This is a genomic window from Hymenobacter translucens, assembly GCF_020685205.1.
Taxonomy (GTDB): Bacteria; Bacteroidota; Bacteroidia; order Cytophagales; family Hymenobacteraceae; genus Hymenobacter; species Hymenobacter translucens.
The window spans coordinates 122,766-149,298 of the sequence record NZ_JAJERB010000007.1 but is presented as its reverse complement, the minus strand read 5'-3'; the positions used below and the strand labels follow the sequence as shown (position 1 = coordinate 149,298).

General features: G+C 59.3%; 21 protein-coding genes. 18 read left to right on the top strand and 3 right to left on the bottom strand.

The genetic code is table 11. The features are described 5' to 3' along the window. Positions 1 to 55 precede the first annotated feature (55 nt). Positions 56 to 3,235, bottom strand: a complete 3,180-nt coding sequence (locus LJY25_RS15900) for a TonB-dependent receptor (RefSeq protein ID WP_227609346.1) — start codon at positions 3,233 to 3,235, stop codon at positions 56 to 58. Positions 3,236 to 3,388: 153 nt separating this feature from the next. Further along, positions 3,389 to 4,066, bottom strand: a complete 678-nt coding sequence (locus tag LJY25_RS15895; protein ID WP_227609345.1) for a C40 family peptidase — start codon at positions 4,064 to 4,066, stop codon at positions 3,389 to 3,391. 42 nt (positions 4,067 to 4,108) lie between these two features. On the opposite strand from LJY25_RS15895, the gene LJY25_RS15890 reads away from it, so the two are divergent. Beyond that, positions 4,109 to 5,518, top strand: a complete 1,410-nt coding sequence (locus tag LJY25_RS15890) for an FAD-binding oxidoreductase (RefSeq protein ID WP_227609344.1) — start codon at positions 4,109 to 4,111, stop codon at positions 5,516 to 5,518. A 193-nt stretch (positions 5,519 to 5,711) separates the two neighbouring features. On the opposite strand, the gene LJY25_RS15885 is transcribed toward LJY25_RS15890, so the two are convergent. Beyond that, the gene (locus tag LJY25_RS15885; RefSeq protein WP_227609343.1) at positions 5,712 to 6,242 is read right to left on the bottom strand and encodes an acyl-CoA-binding protein; all 531 of its coding nucleotides are present in this window, start codon (positions 6,240 to 6,242) and stop codon (positions 5,712 to 5,714) included. Between the two features lie 125 nt (positions 6,243 to 6,367). Here LJY25_RS15885 and asnB point away from each other — a divergent pair, with 125 nt between their 5' ends. The 17 genes from asnB to LJY25_RS15795 all read left to right on the top strand — a co-directional run bounded on the left by asnB (position 6,368) and on the right by LJY25_RS15795 (position 26,390). Beyond that, positions 6,368 to 8,275 (top strand): asparagine synthase (glutamine-hydrolyzing), encoded by a 1,908-nt coding sequence (gene asnB / locus LJY25_RS15880; RefSeq protein WP_227609342.1) that lies wholly within the window; start codon positions 6,368 to 6,370, stop codon positions 8,273 to 8,275. Between the two features lie 52 nt (positions 8,276 to 8,327). Beyond that, complete coding sequence (locus tag LJY25_RS15875) at positions 8,328 to 9,665, top strand: UDP-glucose dehydrogenase family protein (protein ID WP_227609341.1); 1,338 nt, start codon at positions 8,328 to 8,330, stop codon at positions 9,663 to 9,665. Positions 9,666 to 9,759: 94 nt separating this feature from the next. Beyond that, positions 9,760 to 10,746, top strand: coding sequence for a UDP-glucuronic acid decarboxylase family protein (locus tag LJY25_RS15870; RefSeq protein WP_227609340.1), 987 nt, complete (start codon positions 9,760 to 9,762; stop codon positions 10,744 to 10,746). Between the two features lie 88 nt (positions 10,747 to 10,834). Next, complete coding sequence (locus LJY25_RS15865; protein ID WP_227609339.1) at positions 10,835 to 11,248, top strand: sugar 3,4-ketoisomerase; 414 nt, start codon at positions 10,835 to 10,837, stop codon at positions 11,246 to 11,248. Next, positions 11,227 to 12,162 carry a hypothetical protein gene (locus tag LJY25_RS15860; protein ID WP_227609338.1) on the top strand — a complete coding sequence of 312 codons (936 nt, stop codon included), beginning with the start codon at positions 11,227 to 11,229 and terminating at the stop codon, positions 12,160 to 12,162. Before LJY25_RS15865 ends, LJY25_RS15860 begins: the two co-directional genes overlap by 22 nt. Positions 12,163 to 12,257: 95 nt before the next feature. Continuing rightward, a complete protein-coding gene (locus LJY25_RS15855; protein WP_227609337.1) occupies positions 12,258 to 13,187 on the top strand; it encodes a glycosyltransferase family 2 protein in 930 nt (309 codons plus the stop codon). Between the two features lie 85 nt (positions 13,188 to 13,272). Continuing rightward, positions 13,273 to 14,643, top strand: coding sequence for a glycosyltransferase family 39 protein (locus LJY25_RS15850; protein ID WP_227609336.1), 1,371 nt, complete (start codon positions 13,273 to 13,275; stop codon positions 14,641 to 14,643). Between the two features lie 19 nt (positions 14,644 to 14,662). Continuing rightward, positions 14,663 to 15,775: a DegT/DnrJ/EryC1/StrS family aminotransferase gene (locus LJY25_RS15845; RefSeq protein ID WP_227609335.1), complete on the top strand. Its 1,113-nt coding sequence runs from the start codon at positions 14,663 to 14,665 to the stop codon at positions 15,773 to 15,775. A 195-nt stretch (positions 15,776 to 15,970) separates the two neighbouring features. Next, on the top strand, positions 15,971 to 16,741 hold the full coding sequence (rfbF, locus tag LJY25_RS15840) for a glucose-1-phosphate cytidylyltransferase (protein ID WP_227609334.1): 771 nt from the start codon (positions 15,971 to 15,973) through the stop codon (positions 16,739 to 16,741). A 14-nt stretch (positions 16,742 to 16,755) separates the two neighbouring features. After that, positions 16,756 to 17,835 carry a CDP-glucose 4,6-dehydratase gene (gene rfbG, locus LJY25_RS15835; protein WP_227609333.1) on the top strand — a complete coding sequence of 360 codons (1,080 nt, stop codon included), beginning with the start codon at positions 16,756 to 16,758 and terminating at the stop codon, positions 17,833 to 17,835. Then, complete coding sequence (locus tag LJY25_RS15830) at positions 17,832 to 18,752, top strand: NAD-dependent epimerase/dehydratase family protein (RefSeq protein ID WP_227609332.1); 921 nt, start codon at positions 17,832 to 17,834, stop codon at positions 18,750 to 18,752. Before rfbG ends, LJY25_RS15830 begins: the two co-directional genes overlap by 4 nt. 14 nt (positions 18,753 to 18,766) lie before the next feature. Continuing rightward, entirely contained in the window at positions 18,767 to 20,491 is a 1,725-nt protein-coding gene (locus LJY25_RS15825) for a thiamine pyrophosphate-binding protein (RefSeq protein WP_227609331.1), read from the top strand. Between the two features lie 72 nt (positions 20,492 to 20,563). After that, entirely contained in the window at positions 20,564 to 21,889 is a 1,326-nt protein-coding gene (gene rfbH / locus LJY25_RS15820) for a lipopolysaccharide biosynthesis protein RfbH (protein WP_227609330.1), read from the top strand. Positions 21,890 to 21,996: 107 nt separating this feature from the next. Beyond that, positions 21,997 to 23,526: a glycosyltransferase gene (locus LJY25_RS15815; protein WP_227609329.1), complete on the top strand. Its 1,530-nt coding sequence runs from the start codon at positions 21,997 to 21,999 to the stop codon at positions 23,524 to 23,526. Between the two features lie 16 nt (positions 23,527 to 23,542). Further along, entirely contained in the window at positions 23,543 to 23,749 is a 207-nt protein-coding gene (locus LJY25_RS15810; RefSeq protein ID WP_227609328.1) for a hypothetical protein, read from the top strand. A 104-nt stretch (positions 23,750 to 23,853) separates the two neighbouring features. After that, positions 23,854 to 25,401: a glycosyltransferase gene (locus tag LJY25_RS21405; RefSeq protein ID WP_317206606.1), complete on the top strand. Its 1,548-nt coding sequence runs from the start codon at positions 23,854 to 23,856 to the stop codon at positions 25,399 to 25,401. A 50-nt stretch (positions 25,402 to 25,451) separates the two neighbouring features. Then, positions 25,452 to 26,390, top strand: a complete 939-nt coding sequence (locus LJY25_RS15795) for an NAD-dependent epimerase/dehydratase family protein (protein ID WP_227609327.1) — start codon at positions 25,452 to 25,454, stop codon at positions 26,388 to 26,390. Positions 26,391 to 26,533 lie beyond the last annotated feature (143 nt).

Genomic DNA, 26,533 nt, shown 5'->3' with positions numbered 1-26,533 from the left:
AAAAAAGCGGACTGGAAATGAATCCAGTCCGCTTTTTAAGCGCTAAGCAGTTGGCTTAGTTGAAGATGTAGCGAACACCCAGCTGACCCTGCCACCGCGAGGCGAAAGGAGCAATATCGTACGAGCGGTTGTTCACGGCGAAGCTGGCCGGGAACGTGAAGCTCGGCTGCACGTTCGGAGCGGGCGTGCCCGACACGCGCAGGATCTCAGAGGCGTTGTTCTGCAGCGAGTACTGACGGCCCCACGAGTTGTTCAGCAGGTTACCCACGTTGATCACGTCGAACGTAAGCTGGATGGTGTTCTTCTTGCCACCGGCAGTGAAGTTGAAATCCTGGGTTACACGGGCATCAAACTGGTGCGTGAACGGCATGCGGGCGCCGAAACGCTCCACAACCTGGCCACGGCGGGTACGCAGGTAGGGGTCATTCTCGATGAAGGCGTCGAGCTGGTCCTGAACCTGAGCCAGGGTACGGTTTTCGCTGGCTACCAGGATGATTTCCCGGGTATCGCGCACGTCGCGGGGTACGTAGATCAGGTCGTTGCCCGAGCGCGTCCCACCACCACGGTCGAAGTTGAGGTCACTGTTGTACACGTAGCTGATCGGTGCGCCCGACAGACCTTCGTACACCATGGACAGGCCGGTTGCGAACCGGTCACCACCGTAGCGCAGGGTGTAGCCGGCAGTAGCCAGGATACGGTGACGCTGGTCGTTGCGCGAGAAGCCCAGCTCGGGGTTGTTCGGATCGAAGGCAATCTGGTTGAAGCCGAAGTTGGAGTCAGCCGTGCTGCTGCTGCCGCTGTTTACTTCCTTCGCCATACCGTAGGTATAGGCTACCATCGAGTTCAGGCCGTTGGTGAAGTTCTTCTGCAGCTGAGCCGTGGCGCTGTAGCGATAGCCCTTGCTCGTGTTGTCGAGCAGGTACACGTTGGTGAAACGCTGGTCCACGAGGCGGGTAGCGTTGGTGCTGCCGTAGATCGGACGCTGGTCCGGACCAGCCAGACGGCCAACCGGGGCCTGCAGGTTGATGTCGCGGTAGTAGATGTCGTTGATGGTCTTCGAGTAGATACCTTCGAGGGTAGCTACGATGTCGCCGGGCAGGCGGAAGTCAACGGCAAGGTTCGAGCGCCAAACCTGGGGCAGCTTGAAGTCGTCGCTCAGCAGGTTAATCTGCGTGGTGGCGGCGGCACCATTTGCGTAGTAGGTGGGAAAGCGGCTGATGTCAGTCAGCACGCGGCCGGGGGCCTCACGTACAGGGTTGCTTACAAACAAGGAGCCCTGAATCAGACCGCTGTTCGTGTAGCTGTTCGAAATCCACACGAAGGGAACCCGGCCGGTGAAGATACCGGTACCACCGCGCAGCTGCGTTTTGGCATCGTTGTTTACGTCCCAGTTGAAGCCCAGTCGGGGAGCAAACAGCAGCTGGCCGCTCGGTACGTTCTGGGTGCTGATGTTGCCATACTTGGCGAATGCAGCCTGGCCCTCAACGTTGGTGTTGTTCTGAGGCTTGTCGAAGAAGACGGGTACGTCGAGGCGGATACCGGCGGTCAGGCGCAGGTTTTCTACCGGCGAGAACTGATCCTGCAGATAAACGCCCAGCTGGGCAGCCGAAAAGCTGGCTTCGCCGTTGTCGGCGGTAGCGTAGGCGGCCTGAATGTTGTTGGCAGTGCCGGCGTAGAAGTTGCGTAGCGAGCTGAAGTTGTAGTAGCCGTTGCCGTTGTTGATAAACAGGTTCCGGAACTTAAAGAACTCGTTGTGGGTACCCAGCGTCAGGGTGTGCTTGCCGAAAGCGGAAGTCACGTTGTCCGTGATTTCGAGGATGTCCTGGTCCAGGCTGTTGGCGGCCGAGCTACGCTCGGTGCCCAGGGTGTAGCGGTTGCCTTTGTCGTTAATTTCAAAGGTCGGGAACAGGGAACCCGGAGTGGCGCGCTCGTCGCGGATACGGCTGTAGCTGAGGAGCAGCTTGTTGGAAACCCGGTCCAGACGGCTGTTCAGTTCGAGAACCGAGCTGTTGGTCACGTTGCTGAACTGGTAGGCGTTGTTGCCAAAGCGCATCTGGTTCGAGGAACGCGTGATGTTGTCGTCAAACGCCTTTACGAAGTTGTGACGGACCGTGAGCTGGTTGTTGGGGGTGAGGTTGAAGTCCAGGCGGGCGAAGATCTTGTTGCTTTCGGTCCGGCGGTTAATCTCGCTGCCGAAGCTGCCCACATCGTAGTTATAGGTGTTCTTTACGAAGTTGGCAATAGAGTCGAGGGTTTGCACCTGAATGCGCGACGTGGACGAGCCGGGCTCGAAGGCCAGGGGTGTGCTGTTACGGGCAATTTCAGCATTTAGGAAAAAGAAGGCCTTGTCCTTTACGAGGGCACCACCTACCCGGAAGCCGGTCTGGTAGTTGTAGAACTCATCTGCCTTGGTACGGGGCTCGGTTACGCTTTTGCCAACCGAGTTCTGGTTACGGCCGAAACCGTAGATCGAAGCCGATACTTCGTTGGTGCCCGAGCGGGTTACGGCGTTTACGCCGCCACCGGTGAAGTTGCCGAGCGTTACGTCGTAAGGAGCCACTACTACCTGGATTTCCTGGATAGCGTCCAGCGAAATCGGCGTGGTGCCTGCCTGACCACCGGGCGTGCCGCTGCCGGCCAGACCGAATACGTCGTTGTTCACGGCGCCGTCGATGGTGATGTTGTTGTAGCGGTTGTTGGAGCCGCCGATCGAGGAGCTGCCGCCGCCGTTAGCCTGGGGGTTCAGACGCGTGAAGTCGTTCAGCGAACGGCTCAGCGTGGGCAGACGCTGAATCTGCTCCCGGGTGATGGTGGTTTCAGCACCGGTGCGGCCCGCGTTGATCACGCGGTCCTGGGTGCCCTGAACCGTTACGCCAGCCAGTTCGGTGGTGGCTTCGTTGAGGTTCACGTCGAGGCGCAGGTTTTGGCCCAGGGTCAGGAAGATGTTTTCCCGGGTCGTTTCCTTGTAGCCAATAAAGGTGATGCGCACGGTGTAAGGGCCACCTACGCGCATGTTCTGGATGTTATAGCGGCCTTCCGAGTTGGTGGGCGCTACGTACTGAGTGTTCGTGGGGGTGTGCACGGCAATAACCGTTGCCCCGGGGAGACCGGCACCTGCCTTGTCGGTGATAACACCGTTCATGGCTGAGGTGGTGGCTCCCTGGCTCCAGCCCAGCTGCACCGTAAACACGGTCAGCAGGAGTGCCAGCAGGTAGCGTAAGCGTTGCAGGTTCATAGAAAGCGGAAAAGGTGAGAGAAGTGATTTAGTGAGAGAATGAGATGTGCGGCAAAAGTAGCTTGTTCTACAGTTGGGCTGAGTTAACCAATCTTTAACGTTTGCAAAGATAGGGTGCCGGGCAAAAGGTGCAGCAAAAGTAAGACAGGAAATTTACAATCGGGGTCGAACGGCTTTGATGTAGCGGCTCAGGTAATAATCAGATTCCAGACTATTCTCAATCACCCCTAATGAGGTAGAAGAATGAATAAACTGGACTCCTTCAGGACTTGCTTCCGTCACTAAACCTACGTGCGTAATGGTGGTGCTTCCGGGTGAGGCTCCGAAAAATACCAAATCACCCGCCTGTAAGTCCTGTGGCCGCACCGGCTCGCCCCAGGCCGCCTGCTCGTTGGAAGACCGCGGAATCTGCACGTCGATGGCACTAAATGAAACGCAGAGCAGCCCCGAGCAGTCCAGCCCGAGGCGGGTGGTGCCGCCATATTTATAGGGCGTGCCCTGGTAGGAGCGGGCAGCCTCAATCACCGTAGCCAGATCCTCGCTTACCGTGGCCGCGCTGCTGCGGCGGGCAGCGGGCATCCGGGGCGCCGTCTTGGGTTTGGTGGCAGCCACCGGCGTGCGGGACTTTGCCTTGGGCAGGCCGGCAGCCCGCCGCCGGCGCTCCTCGGCTTTCAGACGGGCCATTTCCCGGGCCGAATAGTAGCGGCCGTTCCGCTGGTTTACCTTAGTGCCCCGGCAGCTGGCCAGCTGGAGTACCAGGCCCAGCAGGAGCAGGGGCAGCCAGCGGCGCCACTGAATCGAATACCGTACCTTCGCGTCGTAATCCCACATTAGTACAAAGATAGGCTAAAAGGCCATTTGCCGGCCCCCACTATGGATTTTCAACGCTTGACTCCGGAGCTGATTACGGCTTTCGAGCAGATAGTAGGCTCCGAATACATCCTCACCCCGCAGCTGGCCGAGGCAGATGCCTACGCCAGCTATGGCCGCGACCATACCGAAGACCTGCACTTCGCGCCCGAGGTGGTGCTGCGTCCGGCTAACGCCGAGGAGATAAGCCAGATTGTGCGGCTCTGCCACGAACACCGGTTGCCGATCACCGCCCGGGGAGCCGGTACCGGCCTGAGCGGGGGTGCCCTGCCCATCCACAACGGAGTGGTTTTGTCGACTGACCGGCTCAACCGGATTCTTAAGATTGATGAGCGCAACCTGCAGGCCATCGTGGAGCCGGGCGTCATCAACCAGGTGCTGCAGGACGCGGTGCGGGAAGTAGGCCTGTTCTACCCGCCCGACCCGGCCAGCAAGGGCAGCTGCTTTCTGGGCGGCAACCTCAGCCAGAGCAGCGGTGGCCCGAAAGCGGTAAAGTACGGGACCACCAAAGACTACGTGCTCAACATCCAGGTGGTGCTGCCCACCGGCGAAATCATCTGGACCGGAGCCAACACGCTTAAGAACGCCACCGGCTACAACCTCACCCAGCTGATGATCGGCTCGGAAGGCACGTTGGGCATCATCACCTGCATCGTCTTCCGGCTCTTGCCATTTCCGCAGCAGAATATTCTGATGCTGGTGCCCTTCCGGCAGGAAGAGCAGGCCGCCGAAGCCGTTTCCGAGACGTTCCGGGCCGGCATTGTGCCCTCGGGCATGGAGTTCATGGAGCGCGAAGCCATTGAGTGGTCGGCCCGCTACCTGAATATCGATATCAGCCTGCCCGAGGATATTCGCGCCCACCTGCTCATCGAGCTCGACGGGCAGGACCTCGACCAGCTGTATAAAGAAGCCGAGCAGGTGTATGCCGTGCTGGAGAAGTACGACGTGGGCGACATTCTGCTGGCCGACACCGCCGCGCAAAAGGATGAGCTCTGGAAAATCCGTCGCAACATCGGCAATGCCGTCCGCTACAACTCCGTCTATAAGGAAGAAGACACCGTGGTGCCCCGGGCCGAGCTGCCCACCCTGCTCAAAGGCGTCAAGGAAATAGGGGGGCGCTACGGCTTCAAGAGCGTGTGCTACGGCCATGCCGGCGACGGAAACCTGCACGTAAACATTATCCGCGGCGACCTGACCGACGAGCAGTGGAACGTGGGGCTGCAGGATCCGATTTCCGAGCTGTTCCGGCTGTGCGTGAAGCTAGGCGGCACCATCAGCGGGGAGCACGGCATCGGGCTGGTGCAGAAGCGCTACATCGGCATTGCCCTGCCCGACGTGAACCTGAACCTGATGCGCGGCATCAAGCAGGTGTTCGATCCTCACGGCATCATGAACCCGGGAAAAATCTTTTAAAAGCTGATAGCTATTGGCTGATGGCTGAAAGCTTTTCGATCTGGAGCAAACTAAAAAGGAGCGGAGCAGGACTGAATTAATAGTCCTTTTCCGCTCCTTTTAATTCTGTGCGTTGCTGGTACGCGAAAATCAGGTGTACCCGACCTTTTCGAAGCTATCAGCTAATATCCATCAGCTAACAGCTTAAGGAACCCTACATCTGGTCACCTTTCAGCTTGTCCTGACCGCCGTAGGGGGCTCCGGCCGTCATGTCGCCGCGCAGGCCGGCCTGGGATACGCCCGGCTGGGTGGACGACTGCTGCGAGAGTGTGGTGTTGTCATCGGGCTGTACGTTGGGGCCGGAAGCGGCGTCGGCGCCGCCTACCTGAGAGGCCGTGGCGGGCTGCCCGTTGCCGGTCAGCACGTTGGTTTGCTCTCCTACGGGGCCGGCAATCTGGTTTACTTTCTCGATGTACTGGCGTTTGGCGTCGTCTTCGCTCACGCCCTTGAACTTGCTCCAGGAGTCCCACTGGGCCTGGGACATGCCCGGGTCGCCGCTGGGGTTATCAGGCGAGTCGTCGCCCACCACTTCGCCTTTGGTATCGTGGTCGCCGGCGGTGGCTTGCTTATAGAGGCCGTAAAGCTCGGTCATCTCGGCAGCGGCTTCATTGCCGGGAAGATTATTTACCCGCGTCACCGCGGCTTCGAATTCCTGTTGCAGGTCCATTTGCTGCTGAAGATTCATAGTACAGAAGGCTTAGAGGTGAATCGGTACCAAGTGTACTAGGGGAGCAGGGCTTTGGTTGCCAGACTCGACAGTTACTTTTTCGGGCTGTAAGTCCCGATAGTTTGTACTTTTGCCGGCCAATTATGTGTGGAATAACCGGAGTATTCGCTTTCACTGACGCAGGCCGCGCCTCCCTGGCCAACCTGCATTCTTCCACTGACGCCATCGTCAGCCGGGGACCCGATTCGCAGGGACACTTTGTGTATGACCACTGCGGTCTGGGCTTCCGACGACTGGCCATCCTCGACCTGACGGCCGATGGGAACCAGCCCATGACCGACGAGTCGGGACGCTACACCATCGTTTTCAACGGGGAGATCTTCAACTTCAAGGAGCTGCGGCAGCGTCTGATTAAAAAGGGCCACCGCTTCCACTCCCAGACCGATACCGAGGTAATTCTGCACCTCTACATCGCCGAGGGACGGGGCTTTCTGAAGAAGCTGAACGGCTTTTTCGGCCTGGCTATCTACGACAAGGAAGAGGACTCTCTGTTCATTGCCCGCGACCGGATGGGGGAGAAGCCCCTGCTCGTGTACCGTGACGAGGACAAGCTGTTCTTCGCCTCGGAGATGAAGTCGCTGCTGGCTTTGGGCGTGCCCCGCAAGCTCGACTACGCAGCCCTGAGTCACTACCTGCAGCTCAACTACATTCCCGGCCCGGCTACCATCTTCAAGGGCGTCAAGAAGCTGCTACCCGGCCACTACCTCTATGTGAAGGGCGGCAAGGTGGTTCGCAAGCGCTGGTACAAGATTCCGTACGACCCCAAGAAGACCGCCAAAAACAAGCTCACCTACGAGGAGCAGCAGAAAAAGCTGGTCGAGCTGCTCGACGACGCCACTGCCCGCCGCCTCGTGGCCGACGTGCCCCTGGGCGCTTTCCTCAGCGGGGGTATCGACTCCTCCGTTATCGTGGCCCTGGCCTCGCGCCACACCGACCACCTGAACACGTTCAGCATCGGCTACCGCGACGAGCCCTTCTTTGACGAAACGAAGTATGCCAAGCTGGTAGCCGAGCGCTACAAAACCAACCACACGGTTTTCTCGCTCACCAACCAGGACCTCTACGACCACATCTTCGACGTGCTCGACTACATCGACGAGCCGTTTGCGGACTCCTCGGCCCTGGCCGTGTACATCCTGAGCAAGCGCACCCGTGAGAAAGTAACCGTGGCCCTCTCCGGCGACGGCGCCGACGAGATGTTTGCCGGCTACAACAAGCACATGGGCGAGTTCCAGGTGCGGCGCGGGGGCTTCAAGGCCGAGGCCGTAACGGGCCTGAACCTGCTCTGGGACGTGCTGCCCAAGTCGCGCAACTCGTTTATCGGTAACAAGGTCCGGCAGTTTCAGCGCTTCTCCCGTGGTATGCTCAGCGGCCCCAAGGACCGGTACTGGGACTGGGCCTCGTTTGTAAGCGAGAAGGATGCCCGTCGCCTGCTCAGCGCCGACTCCCGCCGCAAAATCGGCAAGAAGGCCGCCGAGAAGCGCCGCAAGGACGTACTGGCCAACCTGCACGCCGACGGCGACCTGAACGAGGTGCTGCTGACGGACATGAACCTGGTACTGCCCTACGACATGCTCACCAAGGTGGACCTGATGAGCATGGCCAACTCCCTGGAGGTGCGCCCCCCGTTCCTGGACCCCAACGTGGTCAACTTTGCTTTTTCAATTCCCGTCGAAAGCAAGATTGACGCGAATATGAAAAAGAAGATTGTGCAGGACGCGTTCCGGCCGATGCTGCCCGAGGAGCTGTACAAGCGCCCCAAGCACGGCTTCGAGGTACCCCTGCTGAAGTGGTTCCGCAACGAGCTGCGCCCGCTTATCACCGACGACCTGCTGTCCGATGGCTTTATCGAAGCCCAGGGCATTTTTGACGTCGAGGCTATCCGGGCCCTGAAAACCCAGCTGTTTTCCAACAACCCCGGCGACATCCACGCGCGTATCTGGGCTCTCATCGTCTTCCAGCATTGGTGGAAGAAATGGATGATGAGTTAACTTTGTCTCGAAAAAATTAAATAAGTAGCTTCCTTTTACGATTTCACGCCATATGAAAATTGCAGTTGTAGGCACCGGTTATGTAGGACTGGTAACCGGCACGTGTTTCGCCGAAGTCGGTATTGATGTTACGTGCATCGACATCGACCAGAAAAAGATTGACAACCTGAACAAGGGTATCCTGCCCATCTACGAGCCGGGCCTCGAAGAAATGGTGTCGCGCAACGTGGAGAAAGGCCGCCTGCACTTCTCGACCAATCTGGCAGAAGGCATCAAGGGCGCCGACGTGGCGTTCATCGCCGTGGGCACCCCTCCCGGTGAGGACGGCTCCGCCGACCTGAAGTACGTGCTGGCCGTGGCCCGCGGCATCGGTGAGAACATGAACAACTACGGGGTTATCGTAACCAAGAGCACGGTGCCCGTGGGTACCGCTGCCAAGGTGCACGCCGAAATCGTGCAGGCCCTGGCCAAGCGCGGCGAGAACATCGACTTCGACGTAGCGTCCAACCCGGAGTTCCTCAAGGAAGGCGCCGCCATCGACGACTTCCTGAAGCCCGACCGCATCGTGGTAGGTGTTGCTTCGGAGCGCGCCGAGGAGGTGATGCGTCGCCTCTACAAGCCCTTCCTCGTGAACGGGCACCCGATCATCTTCATGGACATTCCGTCCGCCGAGATGACGAAGTACGCCGCCAACTCGATGCTGGCAACCAAGATTTCGTTTATGAACGACATCGCCAACCTGTGCGAAATCATGGGCGCTGACGTCAACATGGTACGCCTGGGCATCGGCTCCGACGCCCGCATCGGCAACAAGTTCATCTACCCCGGCATCGGCTACGGTGGCTCCTGCTTCCCCAAGGACGTGAAGGCCCTGATCAAAACCGCTTCCGAGAACGGCTACGACATGCAGGTGCTGCAGGCCGTGGAAAGCGTGAACGACAAGCAGAAGTCGGTGCTGTTCAACAAAGTGAAAAAGCACTTCGGCGGCAACCTCAAGGGCAAAAAGATTGCCATGTGGGGCCTGTCCTTCAAGCCCAAGACCGACGACATGCGCGAAGCCCCTTCCCTGGTGCTGATCGACAAGCTGATCGACGCTGGCTGCACCGTGACGGGCTACGACCCGGTGGCTATGCGCGAAGCCGAGCACATGATCGGTAACAAAATCGCCTACGCCAAAGACCAGTTCGAGGCCCTGATCGATGCCGACGCCCTGCTCATCGTGACGGAGTGGCCCGAGTTCCGCTCGCCCAACTTCGACGTGATTGCCCGCCTGATGAAGGACCGCGTGATCTTCGACGGTCGTAACATCTACGAAGCCCAGGAACTGAAGGAAGCCGGTTTTGCGTACCACTGCATCGGCATCCGCACCGACCACCACGAGCCGGCTTAAGTAAGCCACAAGCTGCCAGCCCCAAGCGGCAAGCTTTTTCGTTCACCCTAAAACGCTTGCAGCTTGTCGCTTAAAGCTTGCAGCTAATAAGAATATGTCTGATAAAAAACGCGTCCTGATTACCGGCGGAGCCGGTTTCCTGGGATCCCACCTCTGCGACCGGTTCCTGGCCGAAGGCTTCCATGTCATTGCCATGGACAACCTCATCACCGGTGACCTGTCGAACATCGAGCACCTGTTCGGGAAAGAGGACTTCGAGTTCCACCACGCTGACGTGTCGAAGTTCGTGTTTGTGCCCGGCAAGCTGGACTACATCCTGCACTTCGCCTCGCCCGCCTCGCCCATCGACTATCTCAAGATTCCGATTCAGACGCTGAAGGTTGGCTCACTCGGTACCCACAACCTGCTGGGCCTGGCCCGGGTGAAAGGTGCCCGCATGTTGATTGCCAGCACCTCGGAGGTGTACGGCGACCCGGAGATTCATCCCCAGGTAGAAGAGTACTTCGGCAACGTGAACCCCGTCGGCCCCCGCGGCTGCTACGACGAGGCCAAGCGTTTCCAGGAGGCTATTACCATGGCCTATCACAACCACCACGGGCTGGAAACGCGCATCGTGCGCATCTTCAACACCTACGGTCCGCGGATGCGCCTCAACGACGGCCGCGTATTGCCGGCATTCCTGAGCCAGGCCCTGCGCGGAGAGAACCTGACAGTGTTCGGCGACGGTTCGCAGACCCGCTCGTTCTGCTACGTCGACGACCTGATTGAGGGCATCTACCGCCTGCTGATGAGCGACTACGCGCTGCCGGTGAACATTGGCAACCCCGACGAAATCACCATCAAGGAGTTCGGTGAGGAAATTGCCCGCCTGATGAACGTAGAGTTCAAGCCCACCTACCAGGAGCTGCCCCAGAACGACCCGATGAAGCGCAAGCCGGACATCACCAAGGCCAAGGAAATCCTGGGCTGGGAGCCCAAGGTAAACCGCGCCGAAGGCCTGCGTCGCACGCTGGAGTACTTCAAGGAACACGTGCAGGGTGTGTCGGCCGGACAGGTCGACAACACGCCCCGCAACTTCTAGCTGGTGCACCATAAAAAAGCCGGTCACTCCGCGTGACCGGCTTTTTTGTGTTTATTTGAAGGTGAACACGGGCAGTAAATGGGAGTGCATGCAGAAACCTTACTTGATAGATTTTCCCAGAATCGGGGCTTCTGATATTGGCTATATCTCGGTGTCAGAATCGGCCCGGGCGGTGCCGTTCGAGATTGAGCGGGTTTTCTGGACCTACTACACGCCCGAGAGCATCGTGCGCGGCCGGCACGCGCACCACGCCACCGCCCAGGTGTTGGTGGCCGTATCGGGCCGGATTCTGGTTACCACCGAGATGCCCGACGGGGAAATCATGGTTTTTGTGCTGGAGTCGCCAAGCCAGGGCGTGTACATTCCGCCCCACGTGTGGCATACCATGCAATACTCGCACACGGCCGTGCAGCTGGCCTTTGCCTCCACGCTGTATGATGAGGCCGACTACATCCGGCAGTATGATGATTTCCGGCAGCAATGGCCCCCGCTGAACAGCTAGCTGCCCGCCGGGAGGCCCTGCTCGGCGTCGTGCCCTACGCGGCGCTGCGCCGGTTAAACGAGCAGCAGCTCTTTGAGCTGTTCGTCGCCGAGCGCGTCCGGGCTTATGGCCGGCGCCCAACCGAGCAGATCTGGGAAACGTCGGCAGCCGGCAGCCCCGTACGGTTTTACTACGAGCAGCTGACCTGGGACTCGGCATTTTTTCAGCAGCCCATGGTCCGGCTCCACACGGTTCTGTTTACGCCGGGCGGGTCCGTAGAATTGCTGGCCACCGCGCTGCGGGAGTTCACCCAGCTCCTGGCCCGTAACGAAATCCGGCACTGCTACTGCGAGGTAGCCGCGGCCGACACCGAGTTGCTGGTGGCCGGCGGGCGGGCAGGGTGGAGCACGGTGGAAACCCGTTTGCATTACCTGTACAACAGCCCGGAGCTGCCGGCCGGACCGGAGTCGGCCGTGCGCGCGGCCTCGGAGCCTGAAGCCGAGCAGCTGCGCCGGATAGCCGCCGCGAATACGAATCCGCACGACCGTTTTCATGCCGACCCGTTCTTTGGACCTGACCGGGCCGATGCGTTTCTGGGGGAATATGCCGCCGCCGCCGCCCGGGGCTACTGCGACGCCGTACTGGTGCCGGCCCGGGAGCCCGTCGACAGTTTTCTGGCCATCAGCTACCTCGCGGCCGATGCCGCCCTGCTCGGCACGAAGCTCGGCCGGGTAGTGCTGACGGCCGTTGGCCCCCAAAACCGGGGCTGGCACCGCCGCCTGCTGACGGAAACCGTGCGGCACTGCTACGGGCGCGGTGCGGAGGCTGTGCTGATGAGCACCCAGGCGGCAAATCAGGCGGTGATCCACAATGCCCAGCAGGTCGGCTTTCGGTTGGGCGGCGTCACTCACCTGCTGAGCTGCCAGCCCGGGTAAGAAAAAGCGGATTTTAAATCCAGAACTCAACTGCACTGCCAATCGGCAGGGCAGGGTTATATTTGCCACGCTCCTTCGCCGGCTCACTCCCGCTCATGCCCAAGCTCTCCATTATTATTCCTTGCTATTTCAACGAGGAAAATATTCCGGTTACGGCTAAGGCATTGATTGCCAACGAGGCGCTGTTTCCGGCGGATGTCTCGTTTGAGTACGTGCTGGTCGATGATGGCTCGGGCGACAACACGCTCGGGGCGCTGCAGGCTTTCCGGGCGCAGTATCCCGACCGGGTGCGCATCGTGGAGCTGGCGGCCAACGTGGGCTCCTACAACGCCATCGTGGCGGGTATGGAGTATGCCACCGGGGACTGTAACGTTGTGATTACGGCCGACATGCAGGACCCGCCGGAGCTGATGGTAAAGATGTTTGAGCACTGGCGGCAGGGCTTCCGCCTCGTTATCGGTAACCGGCAGGACCGGGAGGAAAAGGGCTTCAGCCGGGTGCTTGCCACGCTGTTTCACCGCCTGATGCGGCGGTTTGCCCTGCCCAACATTCCCGTCGGGGGCTTCGACTACGTCATGTTTGATGAGCGGATCCGCCGCGAGGTCGTCGCCATGCAGGAGCGCAACAGTAACGTATTCTACCTGATGACCTGGCTGGGCTACCCCTACGTCAACATTCCCTACGTACGGGCCAAGCGTAGCATCGGCCGCTCCCGCTGGACCTTGCCTAAAAAGCTAAAGCTCTTCGCCGACTCCTTTGTCTCTTTCTCTTTTTTCCCAATCCGGGCCATTTCCGTCACCGGTATCCTGCTCGGCATCGTGGCTTTGGGCTACGGCCTGTATCTGACGGCCCTGAAGCTGTTCGGGGCCCAGGAGCCGGCCGGCTGGACGATGCTGATGGTGGTGCTGCTGTTCGTTTCGGCGTTCCAGATGGTGGCCCTCGGAGTACTGGGCGAATACGTGTGGCGCGGCCTTGATGCGGCCCGCAAGCGCCCCATGTACGTGGTGCAGCAGGTGTATGAGTAATAGAGTCCGCTTACGTTGGTGGAACAAGGTTTCAACGCGCAGATTACTGCTGGTCATTCTTTTCGGGGGAGGGCTGTTACGCTTTTTGTTCTGGCAGTTCGGCGCGACCTACTTCTATGGGCAGGGCTCGATCTATACCAATGGTGACTCCCATTCCTATGTTCAGAGCTTTCTGAACCTGTGGTATCACGGCCGCTACAGCTTTGATCTGCTCGAGCCGATGGCTTCCTTCGGCCGCACGCCAGGGTATCCGTTTTTCGTGGGCCTGCACTTTCTGGTGTTCGGGCCGAACTACTTTCAGCCGGCGGTAGCAGTGTCCCAGATTCTGCTTGATACGGCTTCTATCGGGCTGTGCTTTCTGATCGGCCGGCAGCTGTTTCCCCAACTCCGCGGTGCTGCCCTGCTGGCGGCTTTGCTGTACGCGTGCTACCCGTTTGCCATTGTCTGGGTTACCATTCTGGGCACCGAAACGCTTGGCATCTTTGTCGTGCTGCTCTGGGCAAACCAGCTGCTGATAACGCGACGAAACCCCCGGGTCCTGCACTTTCTCGGGCTGGGCCTGATTGCGGCCCTGGCGCTGCTGGTGCGGGCCTACCTGGGAATTCTGCTGCCTATTTCCCTGCTGTTCATCTTCCTTGTGCCAGTGGAAGCTGCCCAGCTCCGGTTCAGGCGCATGTTGCTGGTAGGCGCCGGCTTCTTGGCGCTTTATAGCTGGTGGCCGGTGCGCAATCTGGTCTTTCACCAGCAGCTGATCCTCATAAAGCCCGCCACGGCCGGGTACCCAGATATGAAGGACGACATGGTTGGCTTTCTGGACTGGGTGCACCTGTGGAGCAACGACAATACCTACTGGTTGCATGAGCTCATGGAGGTACAGCAGGCCGACCGGTTCCCGGCTCACGTTATTTCCACTCCGGCCGACCGGCAGCTGCTCCGCACCATCATTCAGCAGGCCAACACCTGCGGGTCCAGCTTCTACGTGCGCCGCCACCTGCGCAACGATTTGCAAACCACCAACTGCAACGCCGCCCTGAAAGCCGGCTTTGATACGCTGGCCGCCCGGTACCGGCACCGCCACCCCTGGCGCGCAGCCCTGGAAGTTCCCCTGCAGAACGTCGGCAAGTCGCTGTTCAAGCACCAGCTCAAGCGCGAAGCCGAGCTGGGCTTCGCCGACCGGCTGACACTGGCCTTATTCGGTATGCGCAGTCTGCTGCTGGCCTTTGCCGCTGTGGGGGCCTGGCAGCAGCGCCACAACCGGCGGATGTGGCCCCTGCTGCTTTTCGGCATCTTTCAGTACGTATACATCTGCTTTTTCTTCCGCAGCCTGGAGATGCGCTACCTCCTGCAGGCCGACGCTCTGTCGCTGATTGTAACGGCCGCCGGCATCTGCGGCCTGTTCCAGACAGTATTTTCACGCTCCGCACCCGGGGCCGACGCACCGGCCGCTTCCGCCTGATTATCTTTTCCTTGCCGGCATGACGATTCCCTTTCTGTCCTTCGCGCCCCAGCACCAGCCCATCCGGGAGGAAGTACTGGCCGCTATCAGCCGGGTATATGACTCGCAGTGGTATGTGCTCGGGCAGGAGGTTGCCGCCTTCGAAGCCGCCTACGCCGGCTTTAACGGGGTAGGACACTGCGTAGGCGTTGCCAACGGCCTCGACGCCCTGCACCTGGCCCTGGTTGCCCTCGGCATCGGGCCCGGCGACGAGGTCATCGTGCCTTCCAACACCTACATTGCTACCTGGCTGGCCGTTTCCTACGTAGGAGCCACCCCGGTTCCGGTGGAGCCCGACCCGGCTACTTTCAACCTGGATCCGGACCGGCTCGAAGCGGCTATTACACCCCGCACCCGGGCTATCATGCCGGTCCACCTCTACGGGCAGGCCTGCCAGATGAGCCGCATCCTGGAAATAGCGCGGCGCAGTAACCTTTTCGTGGTGGAAGACAATGCCCAGGCCCAGGGCGCCGCCGAGCACGGCCGGCTTACCGGCAGCTTCGGTCAGGTAAATGCCACCAGCTTCTATCCCGGCAAGAACCTCGGCGCCCTCGGCGACGCGGGGGCGCTGACCACCGACGACGCCGAACTGGCCACGCGCCTGCGGACCCTGCGCAACTACGGCTCCCAGAAAAAGTATTTCAACGAGGTAGTCGGGTACAACTCCCGGCTCGATGAGCTCCAGGCGGCCGTGCTCGGGGTGAAGCTGCCCTACCTGACCCGCTGGACCCAGGAGCGGCAGCAAGTGGCTGCGCTGTATCAGCAGCAGCTGGCCGGCCTGGGCGACCTGATACTGCCGGCTACGGCCCCGGGCTGCACCCACGTTTATCACCTCTACGTAGTCCGGACCGCGCGCCGCGATGCCCTGCAGGCTCACCTGGCGGCTGCCGGTATCGGGTCTTTGATTCACTACCCCATTCCGCCGCACCGGCAGCAGGCCTACGCCAGCCTGGGGTACCTGCCCGGCGCCTTCCCCATTGCCGAGGAGCTGGCGGCTACCTGCCTGAGTCTGCCCCTCTGGCCCGGGCTGACGGAGGAGCAGGTGGCATTTGTGGCAACCGGAATAAAGGCGTTTTTTATGCGGCAGCCCTAGCCCGATGCCGGCCCCGGCGCTGCTTGCCGAACCTTTCCCGGCAAGCCTGGCGGACAACAAAATCTTGCCTTCCTTGCTGTCGCACCCCGGTCAGACAGTTAGCCGCCGTGGAAAAACACTAACTTTGCTTGGCTCTATGCTCTGATCTAAAGGCAGGCATTTCATTTTAATACGTTCATTTTCTAATATTTCGCAGTGAAAGTAGTCATACTCGCAGGGGGACTCGGGACCCGGCTTTCCGAGGAAACCGTCCTGAAGCCTAAACCGATGGTGGAAATCGGAGATATGCCCATCCTGTGGCACATCATGAAGATTTACTCTTCCCATGGATTTAATGATTTTGTCATCTGCCTCGGGTACAAGAGCTATGTCATCAAGGAGTATTTCGCCAACTACTACCTGCATAAGTCTGACGTTACCATTAACCTGAAGGAGAATTCCCTGCAGGTGCACGACAGCTTTGCCGAGCCCTGGAACATCACCCTGGTGGACACGGGCCTGGAAACCATGACCGGGGGGCGCATCAAGCGGGTGCGTCAGCACATCGGTGACGAGACCTTCCTGCTGACCTACGGCGACGGAGTGTCCGACGTGAATATTGCCGAGTCCGTAGCCTTCCATAAGGCCCACGGCCGCCTGTGCACCGTTACGGCCGTGCAGCCCAGCGGCCGTTTCGGCGCCCTGAACCTGACCGAGCAAGACGAAGTCACCTCCTTCGCTGAGAAGCCCAAAGGCGATGGCGCATGGATCAACGGCGGCTTCTTCGTGTGCGAGCCCAGCGTTATCGACTTTATCGAGGACGATACCACCATCTGGGAGCGGGAGCCGATGGAGCGCATTGCCCGGGCCGGACAGATGCAGGCCTATAAGCACGATGGCTTCTGGAAGCCGATGGACACCCTGCGCGACAAAACCGAGCTGGACAACAGCTGGAATTCCCGTCAGGCCCCCTGGAAAACCTGGTAACCCCGCCCTCTGCCATGACTGAAGACCTGAAGACCACGTACGCGGGCAAAAAGGTGCTGCTCACCGGCCACACCGGCTTTAAGGGCGCCTGGATGCTGTACTGGCTGCACCTGCTCGGTGCCGAAGTTAAAGGCTACGCCCTGGCCCCCGAGGGCCCGGTAAGTCTCTACGATCTGCTGCAGGGTGATACGCTCTGCGACTCTGTTATTGCGGACCTGCGCGACCGTGACCAGCTGGCCAAGGCGGTACTGGACTTCCAGCCCGACTTCATCTTTCACCTGGCCGCCCAGCCCCTGGTCCGCCTGTCCTACGACATCCCGGCCGATACCTTCGAGGTCAACGCCATCGGCACGGCCTTCCTTCTCGACGCGGTACGCCGGCTCGACAAGCCCTGCACCGTGGTGCTCATCACCACCGACAAGGTATATGAGAACAAGGAGTGGGTGTATCCTTACCGCGAAAGTGACCGGCTGGGCGGCTACGACCCCTATAGCGCCAGCAAAGCCTGCGCCGAGCTGGTCATCAACTCCTACACCCAGTCCTTTTTTAACCCGGCCAGCTACGGCCAGCACCGGAAAGGAATTGCCGTGGGCCGGGCAGGCAACGTAATCGGCGGCGGCGACTGGGCCAAGGACCGGATTGTGCCCGACATCGTGCGGGCCCTGCAGGCCAACCAGCCCGTGCAGGTGCGCAACCCCCAGGCCGTGCGGCCCTGGCAGCACGTACTGGAGCCCATCGGCGGTTATCTGCTGCTGGGTGCCAAACTGGCGGCGGACCCCATCCGCTACGCCGGGGCGTGGAACTTCGGGCCTCACCTGCAGGATGCCCTGCCGGTAGCCAGCCTGGTAGGCATCGGCCTCAGTGCCTGGGGTGGGGGCGAGTACGAAACCCCGACCCTGACCAACCAGCCACATGAAGCCGGTCTGCTCAAGCTGGACATCAGCAAAGCCCTGAATGAGCTGCACTGGCGGCCGAAGTACAGCGCCCAGGAATCAATCCACAAAACCATCAACTGGTACAAGGCCCTCAATGACGGTCAGCGTGCGGACGCGCTTGTCCGGGCCGACATTGAAGCATTCGTGGCGGCATCATGAGCCAGGGCCGAGTTCTGCTGACCGGCGCCACCGGCTTTATCGGCTCCCACATTGCCGAGGCGTTGTTGCAGGCCGGCCACGAGGTTCTGGCACTGCACCGCACCTCATCAGACCGGTGGCGGCTGGCCGGGGTGGCAGGCCCACTCACCTGGATCAACAGCGACGACGCGAACTGGGAGCAGGTCGTCGTGTCGCTCCGGCCTGAATTTCTGGTTCACTCAGCCTGGCTGGGCGTGAGTGCCAGCCAGCGCGACGACTGGGAAAGTCAGCTAACCAACCTGAGCTTTACTCTGCAGCTGCTCAAGCTGGTAGCGCAGGGACCAATCAGGCGGGTGGTGGCACTGGGCTCGCAGGCCGAGTACGGGCTGTTTCACGGGCGGGTCGATGAGGCCTCCGAGACCAGCCCGACCTCGGCGTATGGGGCCGTGAAGCTGGCCACGCTCGAAGTGCTGAAAGCTTTTTGTCAGGGAGCAGGCATGGAATGGTGCTGGCTACGCGTATTTTCGGTTTTCGGACCCCGGGAAGACAAGCATTGGTTTGTTTCCTTCGTTGTCGACAACCTGCTGGCCAACCAGCCCACCAACCTGACGGCCTGCGAGCAGCAATATGATTACATGTTTGTGCGGGACCTGGCCCGGGCTGTTACTCAAGTAGTAGGGGCCGAACCAGGGACTAGTGGAGTCTATAACGTGTCGTCGAACACGGCAACCAGCTTAAAGACCATTGTCAGTGCCATTCAGGAGCTGACCAGTTCCCGGTCGGTCATAAACTATGGTGCTGTTCCCTACCGGCCGGGGCAGGTAATGCACATGGAGGGGAACTCTAACCGGTTCCGGCAGGTCTTCGGGGAGATTCAGTCCACGCCGCTCCCGGAAGCGCTGGCGGAAGTCATCAACTTTGTCAGATTAAACAAGTAAACACGCTTTTGATTATGAAATCATCCGACTACATAGCCAGGTTTCTCGAAGCCCAGGGGGTGAAAACCGTCTTTGAAATGGCGGGAGGAATGATTACGCACATGCTGGACTCCCTGCATCAGCTGACGCCCATCGATATCGTGAGCATGCACCATGAACAGTCGGCGTCGTTCGCGGCCGATGCCTACGGCCGGGTTACGGGCGTGCCGGGGGTAGCAATGGCTACTTCAGGCCCTGGCGCGACCAACCTGCTCACCGGTATTGCCAGCTGCTACTTCGACTCGTCGCCGGCCGTTTTCATCACCGGTCAGGTAAATATTCACGAGCAGAAGGGTGACCGGAACATCCGCCAGCTGGGTTTCCAGGAAACCGATATCATTTCGATGGCCCGGCCCGTTACCAAGGCCTGCTATGCCGTTACGGATGCCCACGAGCTGCCCGCTATTTTAGAGGATGCGTTTCGCATTGCCCTGAGCGGCCGCCCCGGTCCGGTGTTGATTGACATTCCGATGAACCTGCAGCGGGTCGACATTACCCCCACGCTGCCGATTCCGTTCGTGACCCGGGAGCGGGTTGCCCATCAGCTTACCCCCGGCGTATTTGATGAGCTGGTTGCCGAGGTGGCTGCCGCCCGCAAGCCCCTGATTTTGGTGGGCCGCGGAGTGCGCTCGTCGTTTATGACCGAGGAGTTCCGCCGGTTTGTGGAACTGACCCAGATTCCGGTGGTGACCACGCTGCTGGCCGTCGACGCTATTCCCCACGACCACCCGCTGCGGGTGGGCTATATCGGCAGCTACGGCAACCGGTGGGCTAACATGGCCCTGGGCCACGCCGACCTGCTGATCGTGCTGGGCAGCCGCCTCGACATCCGCCAGACCGGTGCCGATACCGACTATTTCAAAGGCACCCGCCCCATTTACCACGTCGACTGCGAAGTGGGCGAAATCAACAACCGGGTGCTGGGCTGCCGCGAAGTCGTGGCCGATCTGGAGGACTTCTTCACCCTGGCCCACAGCTATTATACCCCCGAGCTGTTCCAGCCCAAGCAGGAGTGGCTGGAGGAGCTGGCCGCTTCGAAAGTGCAGTGGCGCGATACCAACGAGCTGCCCGACATTACCGGCATCAATCCCAATGTCTTCATGCACGCCCTGTCCAAGCCGCGGCTGGGCTCCGGCTACGTGGCTGATGTGGGCAACCACCAGATGTGGGCTGCGCAAAGCCTGGAGCTGGGCGCCGACCAGCTGTACATGACGTCCGGCGGACTGGGCAGCATGGGTTTTGCTTTGCCCGCAGCCCTGGGCATGTGCTTTGCCACGGGCCGCAAGCCGGTCGTGGTTATTGCCGGCGACGGCGGCTTTCAGATGAACATCCAGGAGCTGCAGTGCATCGTGCACAACAAGCTGCCCGTCAAGCTGGTAGTGCTGAACAACAACTGCCTGGGCATGATCCGGCAGTTTCAGGACAGCTACTTCGAGGGCCGCTACCAATCGACGTACTGGGGCTACAGCGCGCCAGACTTCACCAAGATTGCGGAAGCGTATGGCATCAAGACCCTGACCATTGCGTCGCCCGATGACGTGGAGCAGGGTGCCGACTGGCTGTGGGCCGACCCCAACGAGCCGGCCCTGCTTCAGGTAATGATTGACACGCATACCAACTGCTACCCCAAGCTGGCCTTTGGTCGCCCCATCACCGAGATGGAGCCTTTCGCCAAGCCACTGGAAATGGAAGGCACCTGATTCAATTTAAACCTGTCGTTCCGCTTCCGCTAAAACCCTGTTACCTTTGGGCAAATAACGCCCCTACGCTCCATGCAAAAACTGGATCAGAAGTATAAGAATTTTGATGAGGCTCTGGAGGGCCAGCTACAGCAGGCAATTCTGCCCAACGTCACCAAGACCATCATCCCCGGTCAGGATTATATCCCGGTTACCGGCAAGGTGCTTGATGCGGAGGATCTGCTGTATGGCGTAGACGCCACCATGGATGGGTGGCTGACCACCGGGCGCTTCGGTCCTAAGTTTGAGCAGAAGCTGGCCAAGTGGTTTGGCTGCAAGTCGTCCATCGTCGTGAACTCCGGTTCCTCGGCCAACCTGGTCGCCTTTTATACCCTGACCTCGCCCAAGCTGGGGGACCGCGCCATTAAGCCCGGCGACGAAGTGATTACCGTAGCCGCCGGCTTCCCGACCACGGTGAATCCGATGATTCAGTTTGGTTGCGTACCGGTGTTCATCGACGTAGAAATTCCAACCTACAACATCAAGGCCGAGCTGCTGGAGCAGGCCATCACGCCCAAGACCAAGGCCATCATGATGGCCCACACCCTGGGTAACCCCTTCAACCTGGAAGAGGTGATGCGCGTGGCCAAGAAGTATAACCTGTGGGTGATTGAGGACGACTGCGACTCCCTGGGCGCTACGTTCCAAGGCAAAAAGACCGGCACCTTCGGCGACCTGGCCACGCTCTCGTTTTACCCTGCTCACCACATCACGATGGGAGAGGGCGGCGCGGTGCTGATCAACAACATCCGCCTGAAGATGATTGCGGAAAGCTTCCGCGACTGGGGCCGGGACTGCTACTGCGAGCCGGGCAAGGACAACACCTGCAACAAGCGTTTCTGCTGGCAGCTGGGTGAGCTGCCCTACGGCTACGACCACAAGTACACCTACTCGCACATCGGCTTCAACCTGAAGGTGACGGATATGCAGGCCGCCATTGGCCTGAGCCAGCTCAACAAAGCCGATTTCTTCGTGCAGCGCCGGCGGGAAAACCACGCCATGCTGTACCAGAAGATGAAGCAGTTCGAGGACCACTTCATTCTGCCCGAAGCCACGCCCGGCTCGGAGCCCAGCTGGTTTGGCTTCCTGATTACCCTGCGCGACAACAGCCCCCTGGACCGCGCCGAGCTGGTGGAATACCTGGAGAACCACAAAATCGGTACCCGCCTGTTGTTTGCCGGTAACCTGTTGCGCCAGCCGGCGTACGCCGGCATCGAGCACCGGGTAGTCGGTGACCTGACCAATACCGACATCATCATGAACCGGGCCTTCTGGCTGGGCGTGTGGCCGGGCCTGCAGGAAGAGCACTACGACTATATTGCGCAGACGGTGGCTGGCTTTATTGCCAGCAAAGCCTAGTCTTTGTCAGCCGGGCAGCTTTTACAGCAGTTGCCTATCCCCAAGGTGAAGAAAGGTCCGCTAGCTATGGTAGCTAGCGGACCTTTGCTCGCCATACCAGTATGTTTATGGAAGATCTGATACTCACTATTGCCATTCCTACGTATAACCGGGCTGATCTGCTGGGCAAGGCGCTGGCGGCGGTGCACGCACAGATTGGTAACGTTGCGGACCGCGTGGAAGTGGTGATATCAAATAATGCTTCCACCGACCATACCAAGCAGATCATTGATCAGTACGGAACTCTGTTCCGCCACTTCCGCTACTTTGAGCACCCCACCAACACGGGCCCGGATGCCAACATCGCCCAGGCCTTCCGGCTGGCGAAGGGGCGCTACGCCTGGGTGTTGTCTGACGACGATATTCTGCTGCCCAATACCCTCGAAAACATTGTGCGGGTGCTGGAGCGCCAGGAAATCGGCCTGATGTTCCTGACGCCGATCTGGTACAACCATCACATTGAGGATGCCCGGCCCAACAATGAGCCGTTTGCCTACCAGGTCTACGACAACCCGACCGCGTACCTGGAGCAGGTGGGCTACTGGATTACGTTTATCAGCGGCATCATCACCAACAAGTCGCTGGTGCAGGACCTCGACGTTCTGTATAAGTTTCAAAATACCAACCTGATTCAGATCGGCTGGACGCTGCCGGCCATCTTTCGGGGCAAGCCGAATGTAAAGGTGTCCAGCGACGTTATCCTGGGACGCGCGGAGGCTTCGGTAAACTACAAGTTCTTTAAGGTTCACAGCACCAACTTCAACCTGGTCATGAACGGGCTGGTAGCGGCCGGCCACGTTCCGGTGCAAGCCCGCGACATCGTAAACCGCAAGCTGATCACGGAGCTGTTTCCCCAGTACATTGCGCCGGGCAAGCAGTTTATCAACGGCGAAAACCCCTACCTCATTCTGCTGGAGGCGTACTGGCGGTACCCGGCCTTCTGGCTTACGCTCGTACCCATCTTCTTCAAGCGCCTGTACGTGCCGGCCCTGACCCGAATCAAGAGCGGGGGCAAGGCGCTTATGCTAAAGCTGTTCGGAAAGGTGTCGGGCAGCCACGCCTACAGTCAGGCCGAGCTCACCAAGGGCAACCTGCGGCATGTGGGTATCGGGACCTACCTGCCTTCGAAGAGTTTTCTGCAGAACCCGCAGTGCATCACCCTGGGCCGCCGCTTCCATTCCCTGGATGGGCTGGTGGTTAACGCCCTTACCCAGCACAACGCGCAAAGCTTCACGCCTTCCGTGGTGATTGGCGACGACGTAAGCTTTGGCGCGAACTGTCATATTGCCTGCATCAACCAGGTCACGATTGGTAACGGGGTAGTCCTGGGTGGCTCGGTTTACATCACCGACCATGACCGGGACGAAAGCCCGGAGGCCCTGCAGCAGCCGCCGGCCCACCGCCGGCTGCTCAGCCGTGGTCCGGTTGTTCTGCACGACAACGTGCTGGTAGAGCACGGAGCGTGCATTCTGCCAGGAGTCACCGTAGGCAGAAATGCCATTATTCGGGCTAATTCGGTGGTCAGAGAAGATGTAGCGCCCTTTGCCATAGTAGGAGCGGAAGCGGCCCGGGAGGGTACCCGCCAGCTGCATTCCTAACGCAGCACCTGCCTGCTTGTGCTGTGCCGAGCTGGTGGAATACCTGGACAGCCACAAAATCGGTACCCGCCTGCTGTTTGCCGGCAACCTGTTGCGCCAGCCGGCGTACGCGGGCATCGAATACCCGGTGGTGGGTGACCTGACCAGTAGCATTATAAACCGGGCGTTCTGGCGGGGCGTCTGGCTTGGTCTGCACGAAGCAATGGCTATTCAACAAGCATAATTTCTGGGTTGATGCAATCGAGAAAGTAACTGATCTGTCAAGTTGTAGGATCAATTCATCAGGGATTTCATTTTAACTTAGACCACCGCGAAAAAATCAGCTTGATGAGGCTACTTCTTACTATTGGTGTACCCACGTACAACCGTGCAACTACGCTGGCCCTAGCACTTGAATCATTGGCCAGCCAGGCACCGGAAGCGCTGGAGCACGTACAGATTCTGGTTTCCAATAATGCCTCGACGGATAATACGCCGGAGGTAATTGCGCGCTACAGGCACCGGTTTCCGCACTTCGAGTACGTGGAAAATGAGCGCAATATGGGCATGGACTTCAACATGGCCCAGGCCTTCCGCTTGGCACGCACGAAGTATTCCTGGATATTTTCGGATGACGATATTCTGCTGCCCCAGCAACTGCTTCACATTGTCGGTATCTTAAAGGGGGAGGAGATAGGGGGCATGTTCATGCAGCCCACCTGGTATCTGCACAACATTGCGGATGCCACTATTGGGGACTTGAGCTTTACGTACAAGCGCTACGAGAAGCCGATGGAGTATCTCGAGCAGGTTCATTACTGGGTTGGGTATATCTCCGGCAACATCGTCAATAAAGATCTGGTGAGCAGTCTGCCCGCCCTGTATCAATTCGATGGATCCAACATCGTGCACATGGGGTGGAACATCCCGGTCATCTTTATGGGGAAGCCCAATGTGCGGGTGTTCAGCAATACCGTGATGGGCCGGGCCACCGAATCGGTCAGCTATCGCTATTTCGAAACCCTGAGCACCAACATGCTCCGCATTCTGAATCCGTTGGTGGAGCAGGGCCTGCTCCCAGCCGCCGGCCGCCAACTAATTGTGGAAAAGATTCTCACGGTATGGGTTCCTCAGTACGTGCAGCCCGGCGTGCCGATCATCAACAATGAGAAGCCCTTCCTGCTGCTGCTAAGGTCGTTCTGGTCGTACAAAGCCTTCTGGACTTCCCTGGTTCCGCTGTTTATCAAGCGCATTTACTACCCACTAACCAGCCGGCTGGGCGCGGCAATAAAGAAAGCCGTTATCAAAGTAGTCGACAAGCTGCTAAAGGTGCATGCCAATGCCCAGCGGGAGCAGTTAGCCGGGCAGCTAGCCAGCCTGGGACTTAATTCCTGGCTTCCTGCGCAGTGCGCATTGCGCAACCCGCAATACATTGCTATTGGCCGCCGGTTTATTTCGGGCGACAACCTCCGCCTGGAGGCAATCGAGGAGCCGGGCACTACCTCCGCCCAGCCTAAGGTAGTTATCGGTGACGATGTGGAAATTGGAGTTAACGTACACATTTCCAGCCTCCAGCACGTCTATATTGGAAACAACGTCCGGCTAAGCAACCGCGTTTATATTACCGACCATGCCCTAGAGCGCACAGCCCAGGCCCGGGAGCAACTCCCCCGTCACCGGAAACTAAAATCTGCGGGGCCGGTACGAATCGAGTCGCGGGTTCTGATCGAAGAAGGTGTCTGTATTTTCGGAGGCGTCACCATCGGCGAGAATGCCATTGTACTGGCCGGATCAGTCGTAGATCAGGATGTGCCGGCGCATACTATTGTGGGCGGTAACCCAGCCCGGGAACTAGTGGCCAGCCCAGCCCTCTCACCTGACTTCAACATACCTTAACGCTGTTTCGCAGCCGCCCGATTCGTTATTCCTCAGGTTTTCCTCCCCCAATGCACATTGCTATCCTTGGCAGCACGTCCCTGCTGGCATCTTACTTAATTGAGCAATTGCTGTTGGACCCAACCGTGGACCTGACATTGTACGGCCGGCGCCCTCCGGCAGAAATGCCTGCCCGCCCCCAGGTGGAGTTTCGACACTTCGACTACCCTGCCAAGCCAATTGATCCAGCGGAGCTGCTGGCTTTTGACGCGCTGATTTATTGTACTGCGAGTGGGGTTCAGGCCAGTGACCAAACCTCGGAGGAAGCCATCTGGGGAATTAATTCTGAGCTGCCGATCAGCCTGCTCCGGTATCTGACGGCGTACAACTATCGGGGCAAATGGATCAGCTTTGGTACCTATTTCGAGATCGGGGCCAGCCGGGAGCGCCGGCCAATGGGGGAGGAGGAAGTGCTGCTTAGCACCAGGTCGGTACCTAACTCGTATTGTGAATCAAAACGGAGATTATCAGCTTTCGTCAGGCAGGAGCACTTTGCCTTTACTGTTTGGCACCTGATTCTGCCTACTATTTACGGTGCCAGGGAGAATGCAAACCGCCTCATTCCGTACTTAGTGCGTACCCTTCAGGCTGGCGAAATGCCCCGCCTGAGTGCCGGTACGCAGGTCCGGCAGTATATCCATGGCCGCGAAGTTGCCGGACTAGCCACGCGGTTGCTAACCGAGCCTATTCCCACTGGCATCTACAATGTGGCCGGACCGGATGTCATTACAATCCGGGAGTTGGTGGAGGTGGTGTTTTCCGAATTCGGACAAAGTGCAGCGCAGGCATTGGGAGCCGTCACTACCCGCGACGAATGTATGGGCTACCTAGCTCTGGATGACACCAAGCTGCACACTTACCTGCCGGACTGGCGGCCCCAAACCCAGCTCGTGGCTGGCATCAAGGAGTATATCGTAAGCCTCGATCTACCCAACGATAAAAAGCACTGATCTGCAGCCCAGGGTAGCGCGTGCACAATGGTCTGGGTTGGCCGCACAACTGCTGTGGCCCATACGGCTACGATTTGCCGATGAATTTAGATACCAGGTGAATTTGCCTTCCGCCATTCTACCTTTGTCTGTTGATCAACCTG